Origin of the sequence: Halorientalis brevis (assembly GCF_042678165.1) — an archaeon.
Lineage (GTDB): Archaea > Halobacteriota > Halobacteria > Halobacteriales > Haloarculaceae > Halorientalis > Halorientalis brevis.
The window spans coordinates 866,057-879,423 of the sequence record NZ_JBHUDJ010000003.1; the positions used below are offsets into that span (position 1 = coordinate 866,057).

Sequence of the window (13,367 nt, forward strand, 5' to 3'; positions counted from 1 at the left end):
GGACACACAAGATATAAGGTGTCCCGATTCCAAAGAAGGAGTGTAACATGGATCCAGACGATCTCCCCACGCCTGATGCTGAAGTTGACGAGATGGAACCTCGCGAACTCAAGCGCCGTATCGACGACGGCGAGGACGTGACCGTTCTCGACGCCCGGATGCAGGGTGATTTCGACGAGTGGCACATCGAGGGTGACAACGTCGAGATCGCGAACGTGCCGTACTTCCACTTCCTCGAGGACGAGGTCGACGACGAGTTGTTGGAGCAGGTGCCCGAGGGCGACCCACTCGTCGTGCTCTGTGCGAAGGGTGGTGCCAGTGAGTTCGTCGCTGGCTCCCTGAAGGCAGCCGGCCGCGACGTCGTCCACCTCCACGGCGGCATGAACGAGTGGGCTCGCATCTACGAGCGCGTCGAGGTATCCGAGTACGACGGTCCCGGGACAGTCTACCAGTACCAGCGCCCGTCCAGCGGCTGTCTGGCCTACCTCGCTGTTGACGGCGACGAGGCTGCGATCGTCGACCCGCTCCGCGAGTTCACGGACCGGTATCTGGAAGACGCCGAGGAACTCGGCGCTGATCTCGTCTACGCCATCGACACCCACATCCACGCAGACCACATCAGCGGCGTGCGCGCGCTCGATGACGAGGGCGTGACCGGCGTCATCCCCGCTGCGTCCGAACAGCGCGGCGTCACGTACATCGACGACCTGGAGAACGCCGCGGATGGCGACGTGTTCGAGGTCGGTGACATCGATATCGAGACGGTCTACACGCCCGGCCACACCAGTGGGATGACCTCCTACCTCATCGGCGACAGCATTCTCACCACTGGCGACGGCCTGTTCACCGAGAGCGTCGCTCGTCCGGACCTCGAAGAGGGCGACGAAGGCGCCCCCGACGCAGCCCGCCAGCTCTACGAATCGCTCCAGGAGAAGGTCCTGACGCTGGACGACGACGTGCTCATCGGCGGTGCTCACTTCAGCGACGCCGCAGAGCCGGCTGCAGACGGCACGTACACGGCCCCGATCGGCCAGCTCGTCGACGAGATGGACGCACTCACGGTCGACGAAGACGAGTTCGTCGACATCGTCCTCGCGGACATGCCCCCGCGCCCGGCTAACTACGAGGCCATCATCGCGACGAACCTCGGGAAGCAGGAGGCGTCCGACGAAGAAGCCTTCGAGCTCGAACTGGGTCCGAACAACTGTGCTGCCAGCCAGGACGCACTCACGGGCGACTAACGCCACGACGACGTCACATCCTCACCTGTCCCACTGATCGGTTCTTCCGTTTCGCCCGCGCAATATTGCTTTCCTCATACACAACTGTTATCAGCTGTGGCTGATTACCCCAAGATACCGATGACTGAGTACGGTCCCGACCGTGAGCGGACTGGGACCGAACGTCGAACGCTTATTATGTACCATAGCCAGGGGCTAAGCAACAGATGCCCTCGGGAGATGACGTGAACGACGCGGACGGCGCGTCGACCGAGTCGGCTGATCGCCCGGAGACGGAGGGTCCTGATTCCCGAATCGGCGAGGGACTGCTCGACGTTGACATGGGCCCGAGCTCCGCGTTCGCGCACCTCTACCGTGGCGAACTCCACCGGATGAAGCTCTGGCGCGAACGCCTGGACAAGACCACGAACTGGGCGGTCCTCCTGATGGCCGCGATCCTCACCTGGGCGTTCTCCAGCGAGGCGAACCCCCATTACATCATCCTCGTCGGCCAGGCGGCGATTACGATGTTCCTGTTCATCGAAGCCCGTCGCTACAGGGCCTACGACGTCTGGCGTTCGCGGGTCCGACACCTCCAGCAGAACGTCTGGGCACCGGGACTCGATCCGGACGTCGAACTGACCGACGTGAGCTGGCGGAAAGAACTGGCCCGGGATTACCAACACCCGAAGCTGAAGATCTCGGCCGAAGAGGCGATCGCCCATCGCCTGCGACGCGTCTACTTCCCGCTGTTCACGGTTCTCGACGCTGCGTGGGTGCTTCGAGTAACGGCCTTCGCCGATCAACCCTGGCCCGCGAGTGCGTCCGTCGGCGCCTTCTCGGGCGTCGTCGTCACGGTGATCGTCGTCCTCACCTACGGACTGTCACTCTACCTGTGCTGTCGGCCCCGCACGTGGCACACGCGCGGTGAACTCCTCGAAGAGGACCTCCGGGCAGACAGATCCGACGACCGAGACATATGACCGAACCGCCACGAATCCAGCAGCGCTAGTCGGTGCTGGCGGTTGACGAGGTCGACGCCACCTCCCGATGCTTATGGGGACTCGCCATCAGCCTGAGACATGGACCTCTACGCGACGCCGATCGACATCGGGACTCGCGCCCCGACGGTGATACTGAATACCGCGGACGCCGCCGAGTTAGGCGTCCATCCGCTCGATCGCGTCGAAATACAGCACGACGGCAGCACAGTCGTTGGTATCGTCGAACTCACGGACGAACTCGTCGACGTGGGCGAACTCGCGGTGACGCGGCCGCTCGGGCACATCGACGGGGAGGTGACCGTCACGATCGCACCGAACCCGACGTCGGCCTCGTCCATCCGGAAGAAACTCGACGACATCGAACTCGAAGCCGACGAACTCGACGCCATCGTGACCGACATCAAGTGGGACCGACTCACCGACGCTGAACTGAGCGCGTTCGTGACGAGCATCTACACGAACGGTCTCTCCCGGGCGGAGATCGTCCACCTCACCGAGAGCATGGTCGCTGCCGGTGAGACGATGACCTGGGACAGCGGCCTCGTCGCCGACAAGCACTCGATCGGCGGCGTCGCCGGCAATCGCGTGACCCCGATCGTCGTCCCCATCGCCGCCGCGGCGGGCGTGACGATTCCCAAAACCTCCTCGCGCGCGGTCACCTCCGCCGCCGGGACCGCGGACACGATGGAAGTGTTCTGTGACGTCGAGCTGGACATCGACGAGATCAGAGACGTCATCGCGGAGACGAACGGCTGTATGGTGTGGGGCGGTGGGGTCAACCTCTCACCGGTCGACGACAAGATCATCCGCGTCGAGACGCCGCTCTCGCTCGACCCACCAGGACAGATGATCGCGTCGGTCCTCTCGAAGAAAAAGAGCGCCGGCTCCTCTCGCGTGGTCATCGACATCCCCTACGGCGAGGGCGCGAAGGTTCACAGCCTCGACGCCGCCCGCGAGATGGCCGAGGACTTCGACCGCGTCGGATCGGCGCTGGACATGACCGTCGACTGTGCCATCACGCGGGGCAGCCAGCCCATCGGCAGGGGCATCGGCTGCGGACTCGAAGCCCGCGACGTGCTTGACGTCCTGCAAGGCAACGGCCCGCAGGACCTCAGACTGAAGAGCATCAACTTAGCCGACATGCTCCTGTCGGCCTGTGACGTCGACGACACGGCCGCGGAGATTCTCGAAGACGGACGCGCCCTCGAGTCGTTCCGCGAGATCATCGCGGCACAGAACGGCGATCCGGACGTGACGAAAGACGACCTTCCGATCGGTGAGTACACGGCGACGATCGAAGCCCAGCGTAGCGGACTGGTCAGTAACGCCAACAACCGGCTGGTGAACGAGACCGCTCGCCGCGCGGGCGCGCCGAAGGACAAAGGCGCCGGCCTCACGCTCGCCGTCCGCGTCGGCGATGCAGTCGACGAATCCAGCGTGCTGTTCACCATCTACGCCCAGACGGAGGAGAAGCTCGACGAGGCGGTGCGTTTCGCCCGGCAGGAAGTGCCCGTCCGCGTGAGCGGCCCCGACGAAGCCCTCGTCGAGCGGTACTAGGCGCAGGCCGCTCAGCAGTTCGTAGTCCTCGTCCGGCGTGTACCGCCGTCTGCCGAGTCAGCCGAGGACACGCCTCCTCGGATTACCGCCACAACAGACTGTAATCCTCGTCCGGCGTGTACCGCCGGAACGCCAGGCTGTTCGCCAGCACCGAGACGCTGGAAAACGCCATCGCGCCGGCAGCTAACACGGGCTGGAGCAGGCCCAGCGACGCCAGCGGAATCATCGCGGTGTTGTACCCAAGCGCCCAGAACAGGTTCTGCTTGATCTTCGTCAGCGTGCCGTCGGAGATGCGGATCGCTTTCAGCACGTCCTGCGGGTCCGAGCGCATCAGGGTCACGTCGGCCGCTTCGATCGCCACGTCAGTGCCGCTCCCGATGGCACAGCCGACGAACGCAGCCGCCAGCGCAGGCGCGTCGTTGACGCCGTCGCCGACCATCATCGCCCGTTCTCCGTCCGCCTGGATCTCGTCGATGGCGTCGGCCTTGTCCTCGGGCAGCACCTCGGCGCTGACGTGTTCCGGAGGAATGCCGACCTGCTCGGCCACTGCCTCGGCCGTCCGCTCGTTGTCGCCCGTGATCATGTGGACGGTCAGCCCGCGGTCGTGCAGCGCGCTGACTGCCGCCTTCGCCGACTCCTTGACGGTGTCCGCGTCGGCGACGACGCCGACCAGTCGACCGTCGACGGCAACGAGCATCGCGGTCTTCCCCTCGGACTCCAGGCGCTTCATCGCGTCCGCGGCTGGGGCAGGGTCGATGCCGTTGTCGTCCAGCAGTTTTCGGTTCCCGACCAGGACTTCGCCGTGGCTCGTCGTCGCGCGGACCCCGTGCCCGGGGACGTTCTCGAAGTCGTCGGGGGATTCGGGGTCGAGTCCGCGCTCGCGTGCGCCGTCGACGATGGCTTCGGCGAGCGGGTGTTCGCTCCCGCGCTCGGCGCTCGCGGCGGCTTCGAGGACGAACTCCTCGTCGAGTTCGGCCGCCAGCACGCCGCCGTCAGGGCGCTTACCGCCGTCGGTCGCCGCGCCGTCCACGACCACCACGTCGGTCAACTGCATCTCGCCTTCAGTGAGCGTCCCCGTCTTGTCGAAGACCACTGTCTCGACGTCACGAACTCGCTCCAGGATATCACCGCCCTTGAACAGGACGCCGTTCTGCGCGCCGATGGAGGTCCCGACCATCGTCGCGGCGGGGGTCGCAAGTCCCAGCGCGCAGGGACAGGCGATCAGCACTGCGCTCGCGAAGACGATGACCGCGAACTCGAACGCCGAGACGGCACCCCCGGCAGCGGCGGGCCCGCCGACGACCAGGCCCCAGAGCGGCAGCGCGCCGACGAGTCCGGCGAGCGCTTCGGGGAACAGGTACCAGACCACGCCCCAGAACAGGGCGTTGGCAATGACTGCGGGGACGAAGTACGCGCTGATACGGTCGGCGACGTTCTGGATGTCCGGCTGGCGGCTCTGGGCGTCCTTGACCATCGAGACGATCTGCTGGATCGCGGTTTCGGATCCGACTTTCGTCGCCTCGACGGTGAGCACGCCGTTCTGGTTGACGGTCGAGCCGACCACCTCGTCGCCCTCGCCCTTGTCCACGGGGACGGACTCCCCGGTGACCATCGACTCGTCGACGGAACTCTCGCCGTCGACGACTACGCCGTCCGTCGGGATCTTCTCGCCCGGCCGGACCTTCATGCGGTCGCCGACGTCGACCTCTTCGACGGGTATCTCGCGCTCTTTCCCGTCCTCGATGACGGTGGCCGTCTCGGCCTGCATGGCCAGCAGTTCCCGGATGGCCTCGCCGGCCTGGCCCTTCGAGCGGGCTTCGAGGTAGTTCCCCAGCGTGATGAACGTGAGGATGAGCGCCGCCGAGTCGAAGTACAGTCCCTCGGTGGCGATGAGGCCCAGGAGTGCTGCCACGCTGTAGAGGTACGCCGTCGAGGACCCCATCGCGATGAGGACGTCCATGTTGGCGCGTCCGTTCTTGACCAGCGATTTGTAGGAGTTCTCGTAGAACTCCCGCCCCAGAATGACCTGGACGGGCGTCGCCAGCAGGAAGGCGACCCACCCCATCGGGATCGGGCCGATCGCGTGGGGAAGGGTCCCGGGAGAGAGCAACTCGACGGCCATCATCGCGACCAGCGGCAGGGAAAGGGCCGCACCGAACAGCGTCAGGCGCTTCTGGCGCGTTATCTCTTCGTTACGGGCCACGTCCTGGCGCGACTGACCGGACTCGCCCCCGCTGTCCGCGTCGCCGTCACCGTCGTCCGCTCGAACTGGTGAGTAGCCGGCGTCTTCGACCGCGTCGTAGAGGTCCGATCTGTCGACGTCAGCCGGATTGTACTCGACCCGGGCCTCGTCGGTCGCGAAGTTCACCGTCGCGTCGACGACGCCCGGTACGTTCAGCAACGCTTCTTCGCTGCTGTCGGCGCAGTTCGAACAGGACATGTCCGTGATGCCGAACGTCGCGGTCTCGCGGACGACGCCGTAGCCCGCGTCCTCGACGGCGTCGAAGATGTCGGCCAGCGAGACCTCGTCTGGATCGTACGTCACGCTCCCCTCGTCAGTGGCGTAGTTGGCGGTGACCTCCGAGACGCCCGCGAGGTCGCCGACGCGCTCTTCGATCGACCCCGCGCAGTTGGCACAGCTCATGCCCGTCAACTCCAGCCGCGATCGCCTCTCTGACATTCTTGCGTATACATACGTGTCCCCTACTCAAGCAGTTTGCTCCTTGCCTCCCGTCCCCAGAACGCCCAAAAATCTTCAAGTCATAACTGAGAATGGCGTGTGGGTTTTGATTCGAAACCGGTCACCGATCGAACCGTCGACCGGCCGTTGCCGGTATCAATTATTATTGCGACGGGACCTGATTAGCAACGTTAATGGGGTGGCACACTGAGTCGGTCGACGAGATTCAGGCGGAGTTAGAGACTGACGACGCGGGATTATCGAGCGAAGAAGCCCGGCGACGGCTCGACGAGTACGGCCCGAACGAGATCGAATCCGGTGAGACCGTCTCGCCACTCGCCGTGTTCGTCTCGCAGTTCCAGGACGCGCTCGTCTACCTGCTCGTCGTCGCCGCACTGCTGGCCGTTGGGGTCGGGTTCCTGCCGGGTCAGGACCCCGAGTACGTCGACGCCGGACTCATCCTGCTCATCCTCCTGGCGAACGGCGTCTTCGGCTTCGTGCAGGATTACCGGGCGCAGCGATCCATCGAAGCGCTCAGGGAACTCGCCTCGCCAGACGCGACGGTCATTCGAGACGGAGAGCGGCGAATCGTCGACGCGCGCGAGGTCGTCCCTGGCGACCGCATCGTCGTCGAACAGGGCGACGCGATTCCGGCCGACGCCCGCGTCGTCGAGGCCAACGGCCTGGAGACCAACGAGTCGGCGCTGACCGGCGAGAGTGCCACCGTCGGCAAAGATCCCGAGGTGCTTCCCGAGGACACGCCGCTCGCAGAGCGCGAGAACATGGTGTTCATGAACACGACGGCCGTCCGCGGTCGCGGTCAGGCGGTCGTGATCGAGACCGGAATGGACACGGAGGTCGGCGAAATCGCGACGCAACTTGGCGAGACCGAAGAAACCGAGACGACCTTTCAGAGCGAGATCGACCGCCTCGGCAAACAGATCGGGGTCGGCGTCGTCGCGCTCATCGGCCTCGTCGCCCTCATCCAGTTTCTCCTCACTGGAACGGACCCGATCACGGTACTGCTCGTCGCGGTGACGCTGGCCGTCGCAGCGGTTCCCGAAGGACTGCCGGCCGTCGTCACCTTCACGCTCGCGCTGGGCTCGCGGACGCTGCTGGACAAGAACGCGCTGGTTCGGCGGTTGCCGGTCGTCGAGAGTCTCGGCTCCGTTGACGTGATCCTCACCGACAAGACGGGCACGCTCACGGAGAACCGGATGATCGTCACGCGAGCGTACGCTGACGACGCCGTCTTCGAGACGGCGGCGACCGACGGTGGCCGCGCTTTCCAGGAGGAAGCCACCGGAAGCGCGCTCGAAGCCGTGCTCCGGTGTGGGGCCGTGTGCAACAACACCGAACCCGCCCCCGCCGACGCCGACGAAGACTACCACGGCGACCCAACAGAGATCGCCGTCTTCGAGGCGGCCAAACGAGCCGGCGTCGACGCGGATGCCGACCGCCTCCGTGAGATTCCCTTCTCGTCTGAACGACGGCGCATGACAGTCGTCGTCGACGAGGACGAGCCCACTGCATACATGAAAGGAGCCCCCGGGAAGGTGCTCGAACACTGTGACCGCCTGCTGGACGACGGTGAGGTCGTCCCGCTCACCGACGAGCGACGGGCGGCCATCCTCGAGCAAACGGAGCAGTTCGCCGGCGACGCGCTGCGCGTGCTCGGGTTCGCTCGCAAGTCGGTTGCAGACACCGATGCACCGGACGACGAGATCGAGTCCGGGCTAGTGTTCCTGGGCCTCCAGGGGATGATCGACCCACCGCGGGGCGAGGTCGCCGACGCCGTGGCGGACTGTCGGCGGGCCGGCATCCGGGTCATCATGGCGACCGGTGACAACCTCGCGACTGCCAGCGCCATCGGCGAGCAGGTCGGTTTCGACCCGGACGGCGCGATGACGGGGCACGAGTTCGCATCGCTCTCGGAAGACGAACAGACCGACACCGTCGAGGACGTGGAGGTGTTCGCCAGGGCGGAACCCAGACACAAGGTCAGCATCCTCTCGGCGCTCAGAGAGAACGGGCACGACGTGGCGATGACCGGCGATGGCGTCAACGACGCGCCCGCGCTCCAGGGCGCCGACGTGGGGATCGCCATGGGCCAGCGCGGGACCGACGTGGCGAAACAGGCCTCGGACATGATCCTGCAGGACGACAACTTCGTCACCATCCGCGACGCCGTCGAGGCGGGCCGCGGCATCTTCGACAACGTGCGGACCTTCGTCAACTACCTGCTCTCGGCCAACGCCGGCGAAGTGCTGGTGGTCTTTTTCGGCGTGCTGCTCGGCGGCCTGCTGTTCCCGGACCTGTTCGCCGGGAGCGAGGCAGTCGGTCTGGTACTCACCCCCGTGATGCTGCTGTGGGTGAACCTCGTGACCGACGGGCTGCCAGCGCTGGCGCTGGGCGCGGACCCGACGGCGCCGAACGTGATGGATCGCCCGCCACGTGGCAGGGGCGAGCCGATCATCGATCAACGGGTGCTCGCGTCGGTTCTCGGGATCGGGATCGTGATGACGATCGTCGGTCTGTCGCTCTTCTTCGCGCGGCTGTCGGCCACTGGGTCGCTCGTCCGCGCGCAGACGACGCTGTTTACGTTCCTCGTGTTGATCGAGTTGGCGCGCATTCAACTGATTCGTCGCCGCTACGGCAAGTCGCTGCGGTCGAACCCCTGGCTCGTCGGCGCCGTCGTGCTCACGCTCGCCCTGCAACTCCTGGTGCTCTACACGCCGCTGGCGGGTCTGTTCGACGTGGTCCCGCTGCCGCTGGATGAGTGGCTCTGGCTCGCTGGCGCGTTCGCGGCGTTCGTCGTCCTGAACTACCTGCTGGTCCTGGCACTCGACAGACTGCTCCCCGCTATCCGGGCAGGAGAACGTTGATGACAGTCACGACGACGCCAGCGAGCCCCATCCGGATTCCGGCGACGACCCAGGACTGGCCGGAGATGCTGCCCATGTAGGCGCCGAAAAAGAACAGCAGCAGGACGCCGAGCAGGACCGCCAGCGCCGTCGCTTGCAACATCGTGATGACTGCCGGTGCGAAGGCGTACGCGCTGATGGGAATGAGAATGCCCAGGAGCGGACCGATGCCACTCATCGTGGCGTGTTTCACTCTGTCGCGCTTGTTCTGGTCCGCGAGCCGCGTCTCGGTGAGATCGGTCAGCATCGCGCGCTCGACTTCCTGGCGCTCGATTCGCATTTCCGCTCGCTCGATCTCCCAGACGCTCCAGACGCCCGAGGTACTCAGACCGACGGCTGCGCCGACGCCCACCGCGACCACGGTCGCACCGTCCGGGACGCCCGAGAGGTACGAGCCGACGGCGACGCCGGTGCTCGTCAGCGTCCCGTCGAACCCGTTCGAGACGAAGTACCGACGCGAGATGGCGTCGAACAGCGAGCCGACTCGTTCGCGGAGTCGCGTTCCCACCATCTCAGTCCTGCGGCGTCTCGCCCGCTTCGACGAGCACGTCCCCGCAGGCGAACTCGTCGATGGAGTGGACGCTCGCTCCGAACTCGTCGACCGTGGACGTGACGGCGTCGTAGTCGATCCCCGCTCCCTCCACAGTCACTTTCACGTTCTCGACTTCGCGGTCGATCTCGACGAGCGTCACGTTCACGCCTTCGACGCCCTCAGCGTCGGCGACGCCGTCCGCAAGCGCTGGAATCGCCGGTTCGTGTGGTTTCAACACGTCGAGGACGAGCCGTCGGATGTGGGCCATACACTGGTGTTACCGCTGGCGGAGAAAAGGTCGGTGGGTTCCGGAAAACGGTCTCAGCCCAGACGTGCCGTCAGGAGTCGACCCCTTCACGGAGCTGTTCGTACTGTTCGACGAACCGCGACTGACAGGACGAGCAACAGAACTGATAGAGCGTCCCGTCGAGTTTCGTCGATTCCCCTTCCGCGGTGACTGTGTTGCCACACTCCGCACAGGACGGGGCGAGTTCCGCGTTCCCCAGGGACGGATTCCAGGACGTGTCTGCCAGGAGGTCGACGGTGTACTCCTCTATGACGGCCATCTCGACGGCGTCGTCGAGGAGCGACTGCACGTCCGCCTCTGGGGCCGTCGCGGTGAACACGACGTGCTCGTCGGCGGTCGTGAACACGTGTTCGACCGTCTCAGCGGTCGACAGCGACGACCGAACGGCGGCGGCGTTCCCCGGCTCGACCTGAACGTCCACGAGGACGGGAACCCCTTCGCGGAGCATCGACCGATCGACGTCGACAGTGAACCCGCGGATGAGGCCCAGTTCCTGGAGCCGATCGACGCGGTCGGAGACGGCCGGCGGTGAGAGGTCCACGCGTTCGGCGATGTCGCTGTACGGCCGTCTCCCGTCTTCGAGCAATAACCGCAGTATCTGCCGGTCAGTGTCGTCGATCCCCCGCATTTGTCTGGCCAGGTATACCAGCGGGGCTGGCAAAGCACTTGTGGCCATCCCCAATTCCGGCTCTCACTCTCGGTCCTCGCTTGCGATCCGGTTGTAGTAGAGCCACAGGAGCCCGTACCCCAGGACGCCGGCGGCGAACACGACGACCGGGATGAGAAACGGCCCGACCCGCTGGAACAGTTCGGCGAGCAGCAGTCCAACAGTGGTCACGTCTGGACACGCGTTCCGGAGCAGCGTGGCTCTGGCGATCCAGTCCGACGCCACTTGCGGGACTGACGTCGGTCTCCGAACCTTCATTCCGGAGTGGGACCAATCGCGGCGTGTGTATCGCGCTGGCCATCTCGGTGTGTCGCTGCTCGTGTACGCGCCCGTCGGAGTCGCGCTGGTCGTCGCCGGTCGGGCGGACCTCGCGATCCTCGGCGAGTTCTGCATGCTCTCGTTGGCGACGCTCCCGGACACTGATCATCGCCTCCCCTTTGTCTCACACCGTGGCCCGACCCACACCGTCGGCTTCGCCCTGCTCGTCGGCGCCGCACTGAGTACGCTCGGCTGGGCGGTCGGCGGCCAACCCGCGGCAGCGTCGACGAGTGAACTCGCCGTCTTCGGGTTCGCCATCGGGACCCTCTCCGTCTTCGCGCACTTACTCGGCGACGTCATCACCCCGATGGGCATCGCTCCGTTCTGGCCGGTCTGGAATCGCCGGTTCACGCTCGGGCTGACCCGCGCCGACAACGTGATCGCGAACTACGGACTCCTGGGACTGGGCGTGTTCGTCACTGCGGGACTGGTGGTCGTCGCGAGGCCCCTAATTCTATAGCCCCCGAGAATTAGTGCGTGTACACCCGACCACTTGCTGGCTCGTGATCACGAGCCCGGACTCCCCCAGAACCTCTTTCCCACCCACCCTTCCCGTCCCCCTCGTTTTCGCTGCGTTTCCGACGGCGTCGAGTCGGCTGATCCGGAATCGACCGGAGGGAATTACTGGTCAGGGCCCGGACTCTCAGACATGGAACGCGAGACGCTCCGGTGTCGGCTGTGCGGGGCACAGCTCACGCGCGGACTGCTCGTGACCGACAGCCGCAACTGCTGTCTGAACGCCACGCCGATCGCTGGGACCTGTCCCGAACACGGGCCCGTGGGTCCACACCACGCCGTGGAGGCGGAATGCGAATCGTGATCAGGAACTCGAAAACCGGGCACGACACAGTCGAGTGACGGTCATCGGAGAGAGCAATGGACGACATCTACGGGTACTCGCCGCGAGCCGTGAGCCGCGACCTGGCACTCATCAGTCTCGTCGCCGTCGTACTCGTCGTGATTCACGTCGCCGTCCCGCCCGGTGGACGAGCGCGATTCGCGTTCAACCACGATTCGCTCGACCCGGTGACAGTGGTGACGAGCCCGTTCGTACACGTCGACGACGCCCACCTCTTCGGGAACCTCGCGGGGTACGTCGCGTCGACGGTCGTGGCCTACGGCCTCTGTCTGAAGGCGCGAGAGCGCCGTTGGTTCCACCTGACCTTTGCGAGTTTCCTGGTGGTGCTCCCGGCCACGGTCAGTCTGACCAGTTACGCCATCCTGGGGTGGCTCTACCCGGCGATCGATCCGATCACGCGAGGGTTTTCCGGCGTCGGGGCCGCCTTCACAGGGTTCGTCCTCATCGCCGTGCTGGTCGTCGTTCGAACGGAGTACGGGTGGCTGACGGCGCAGTACCTCGGCCTGGCGGTATGGTTGTGGCTGCTGCTCGAACTGTTTCTCATCTACGGCGGTGACACGCTGGGGGTGGCGCTCGCAGTCGCCGGGCTCGGCTGGGCTTTCTGTGGCTGGGGGTTGATCGACGAACACGGCACGACTGACATCCGCGATGGCCTGCGCCGGGCGGCCGACGACGTTCTCACCGTCGGGGTGGTGGTCTGGTTGCTGACGCTGTTCGTCGTCGTTCTCTTCCCGGCCGAACCAGTCGGCGACGGGTCGGTCACGAACGTCTTCGCCCACGCCGCTGGCATGGGCTACGGCCTCGCCGGCTCAGGGTTGACGTATCGGTTGCTCCACCGCTGAGAACCGACCCGATGACCGTCGACGAACGGCAGTCACGTCCGACAACCCCGCCACTTCTGGTGAATTGCGTCCTAGTTCGACCAACGTGTGGGGTGATATCGTTTGACGGCCGAAAAGGTTTAGTATGGTACGCTATAACATGGTAGTCGAGCCCCGGTTCAGCGGGGTTCTCGGCGGGAACGACCGTCGCCAATCACTCGGGAATTGGCATCGCCACACGACTACGCGACGCTCCCGGTCACGGCTGGCCAGCCTATGCATGCATTTGCCGGGACATCGGCGAGTTCGCTCGCCGAAAGTCGACTTTTCATGCGCTCACGTCCGATAGTCACGACTGCCGTCACTTGGGACCAGTTTCCACGCTCACCGAGGAAATCGGAACGCAGGTAGCCGAAGTGAACTACCCTACCCTACTCGCTCACGGCTGACGCCGTTCGCTCCTTGAGGGTAGGGCTTC

12 protein-coding genes are annotated in these 13,367 nt (G+C 65.4%); 7 read left to right on the forward strand and 5 right to left on the reverse strand.

The features are described from left to right. Window positions 1-47: 47 nt before the first annotated feature. From ACFR9U_RS11605 to ACFR9U_RS11615, 3 genes are all read left to right on the forward strand, one after another. Window positions 48-1,241 carry an MBL fold metallo-hydrolase gene (locus tag ACFR9U_RS11605; RefSeq protein ID WP_247372456.1) on the forward strand — a complete coding sequence of 398 codons (1,194 nt, stop codon included), beginning with the start codon at window positions 48-50 and terminating at the stop codon, window positions 1,239-1,241. A 206-nt stretch (window positions 1,242-1,447) separates the two neighbouring features. Further along, the gene (locus ACFR9U_RS11610) at window positions 1,448-2,203 is read left to right on the forward strand and encodes a DUF2270 domain-containing protein (RefSeq protein WP_247372453.1); all 756 of its coding nucleotides are present in this window, start codon (window positions 1,448-1,450) and stop codon (window positions 2,201-2,203) included. A gap of 99 nt (window positions 2,204-2,302) precedes the next feature. Then, window positions 2,303-3,781 (forward strand): AMP phosphorylase, encoded by a 1,479-nt coding sequence (locus ACFR9U_RS11615; RefSeq protein ID WP_247372450.1) that lies wholly within the window; start codon window positions 2,303-2,305, stop codon window positions 3,779-3,781. Window positions 3,782-3,863: 82 nt separating this feature from the next. On the opposite strand, the gene ACFR9U_RS11620 is transcribed toward ACFR9U_RS11615, so the two are convergent. Then, complete coding sequence (locus ACFR9U_RS11620; protein ID WP_247372426.1) at window positions 3,864-6,461, reverse strand: heavy metal translocating P-type ATPase; 2,598 nt, start codon at window positions 6,459-6,461, stop codon at window positions 3,864-3,866. 194 nt (window positions 6,462-6,655) lie between these two features. Between ACFR9U_RS11620 and ACFR9U_RS11625 the strand changes: the two genes are divergently transcribed. After that, window positions 6,656-9,346, forward strand: a complete 2,691-nt coding sequence (locus ACFR9U_RS11625) for a cation-translocating P-type ATPase (protein ID WP_247372404.1) — start codon at window positions 6,656-6,658, stop codon at window positions 9,344-9,346. Here the strand turns inward: ACFR9U_RS11625 and ACFR9U_RS11630 are convergent. The 4 genes from ACFR9U_RS11630 to ACFR9U_RS11645 all read right to left on the reverse strand — a co-directional run bounded on the left by ACFR9U_RS11630 (window position 9,324) and on the right by ACFR9U_RS11645 (window position 11,116). Then, the gene (locus tag ACFR9U_RS11630) at window positions 9,324-9,896 is read right to left on the reverse strand and encodes a VIT1/CCC1 transporter family protein (RefSeq protein WP_247372401.1); all 573 of its coding nucleotides are present in this window, start codon (window positions 9,894-9,896) and stop codon (window positions 9,324-9,326) included. The two genes, ACFR9U_RS11625 and ACFR9U_RS11630, sit on opposite strands and share 23 nt — an antisense overlap. Before the next feature lies 1 nt (window position 9,897). Continuing rightward, complete coding sequence (locus ACFR9U_RS11635) at window positions 9,898-10,185, reverse strand: DUF211 domain-containing protein (RefSeq protein ID WP_247372380.1); 288 nt, start codon at window positions 10,183-10,185, stop codon at window positions 9,898-9,900. Window positions 10,186-10,255: 70 nt separating this feature from the next. After that, on the reverse strand, window positions 10,256-10,852 hold the full coding sequence (locus tag ACFR9U_RS11640; protein WP_247372358.1) for a winged helix-turn-helix transcriptional regulator: 597 nt from the start codon (window positions 10,850-10,852) through the stop codon (window positions 10,256-10,258). Between the two features lie 63 nt (window positions 10,853-10,915). Beyond that, on the reverse strand, window positions 10,916-11,116 hold the full coding sequence (locus tag ACFR9U_RS11645) for a hypothetical protein (RefSeq protein ID WP_247372344.1): 201 nt from the start codon (window positions 11,114-11,116) through the stop codon (window positions 10,916-10,918). Between the two features lie 58 nt (window positions 11,117-11,174). Here ACFR9U_RS11645 and ACFR9U_RS11650 point away from each other — a divergent pair, with 58 nt between their 5' ends. The 3 genes from ACFR9U_RS11650 to ACFR9U_RS11660 all read left to right on the forward strand — a co-directional run bounded on the left by ACFR9U_RS11650 (window position 11,175) and on the right by ACFR9U_RS11660 (window position 12,910). Continuing rightward, window positions 11,175-11,669 (forward strand): metal-dependent hydrolase, encoded by a 495-nt coding sequence (locus ACFR9U_RS11650; RefSeq protein WP_247372329.1) that lies wholly within the window; start codon window positions 11,175-11,177, stop codon window positions 11,667-11,669. 189 nt (window positions 11,670-11,858) lie between these two features. Next, entirely contained in the window at window positions 11,859-12,029 is a 171-nt protein-coding gene (locus ACFR9U_RS11655) for a hypothetical protein (RefSeq protein ID WP_247372313.1), read from the forward strand. Window positions 12,030-12,085: 56 nt separating this feature from the next. Next, the gene (locus ACFR9U_RS11660; protein WP_247372310.1) at window positions 12,086-12,910 is read left to right on the forward strand and encodes a hypothetical protein; all 825 of its coding nucleotides are present in this window, start codon (window positions 12,086-12,088) and stop codon (window positions 12,908-12,910) included. The last annotated feature ends 457 nt before the right edge of the window (window positions 12,911-13,367 follow it).

What these genes read in the sequence shown, in the direction of transcription:
- ACFR9U_RS11660 (WP_247372310.1), top strand. Translation starts at nt 12,086, where the DNA reads ATGGACGACATCTACGGGTACTCGCCGCGAGCCGTGAGCCGCGACCTG.
- ACFR9U_RS11615 (WP_247372450.1), top strand. Translation starts at nt 2,303, where the DNA reads ATGGACCTCTACGCGACGCCGATCGACATCGGGACTCGCGCCCCGACG.
- ACFR9U_RS11625 (WP_247372404.1), top strand. Translation starts at nt 6,656, where the DNA reads ATGGGGTGGCACACTGAGTCGGTCGACGAGATTCAGGCGGAGTTAGAG.
- ACFR9U_RS11635 (WP_247372380.1), bottom strand. Translation starts at nt 10,185, where the DNA reads ATGGCCCACATCCGACGGCTCGTCCTCGACGTGTTGAAACCACACGAA.
- ACFR9U_RS11655 (WP_247372313.1), top strand. Translation starts at nt 11,859, where the DNA reads ATGGAACGCGAGACGCTCCGGTGTCGGCTGTGCGGGGCACAGCTCACG.
- ACFR9U_RS11605 (WP_247372456.1), top strand. Translation starts at nt 48, where the DNA reads ATGGATCCAGACGATCTCCCCACGCCTGATGCTGAAGTTGACGAGATG.
- ACFR9U_RS11610 (WP_247372453.1), top strand. Translation starts at nt 1,448, where the DNA reads ATGCCCTCGGGAGATGACGTGAACGACGCGGACGGCGCGTCGACCGAG.
- ACFR9U_RS11620 (WP_247372426.1), bottom strand. Translation starts at nt 6,461, where the DNA reads ATGTCAGAGAGGCGATCGCGGCTGGAGTTGACGGGCATGAGCTGTGCC.
- ACFR9U_RS11640 (WP_247372358.1), bottom strand. Translation starts at nt 10,852, where the DNA reads ATGCGGGGGATCGACGACACTGACCGGCAGATACTGCGGTTATTGCTC.
- ACFR9U_RS11630 (WP_247372401.1), bottom strand. Translation starts at nt 9,896, where the DNA reads ATGGTGGGAACGCGACTCCGCGAACGAGTCGGCTCGCTGTTCGACGCC.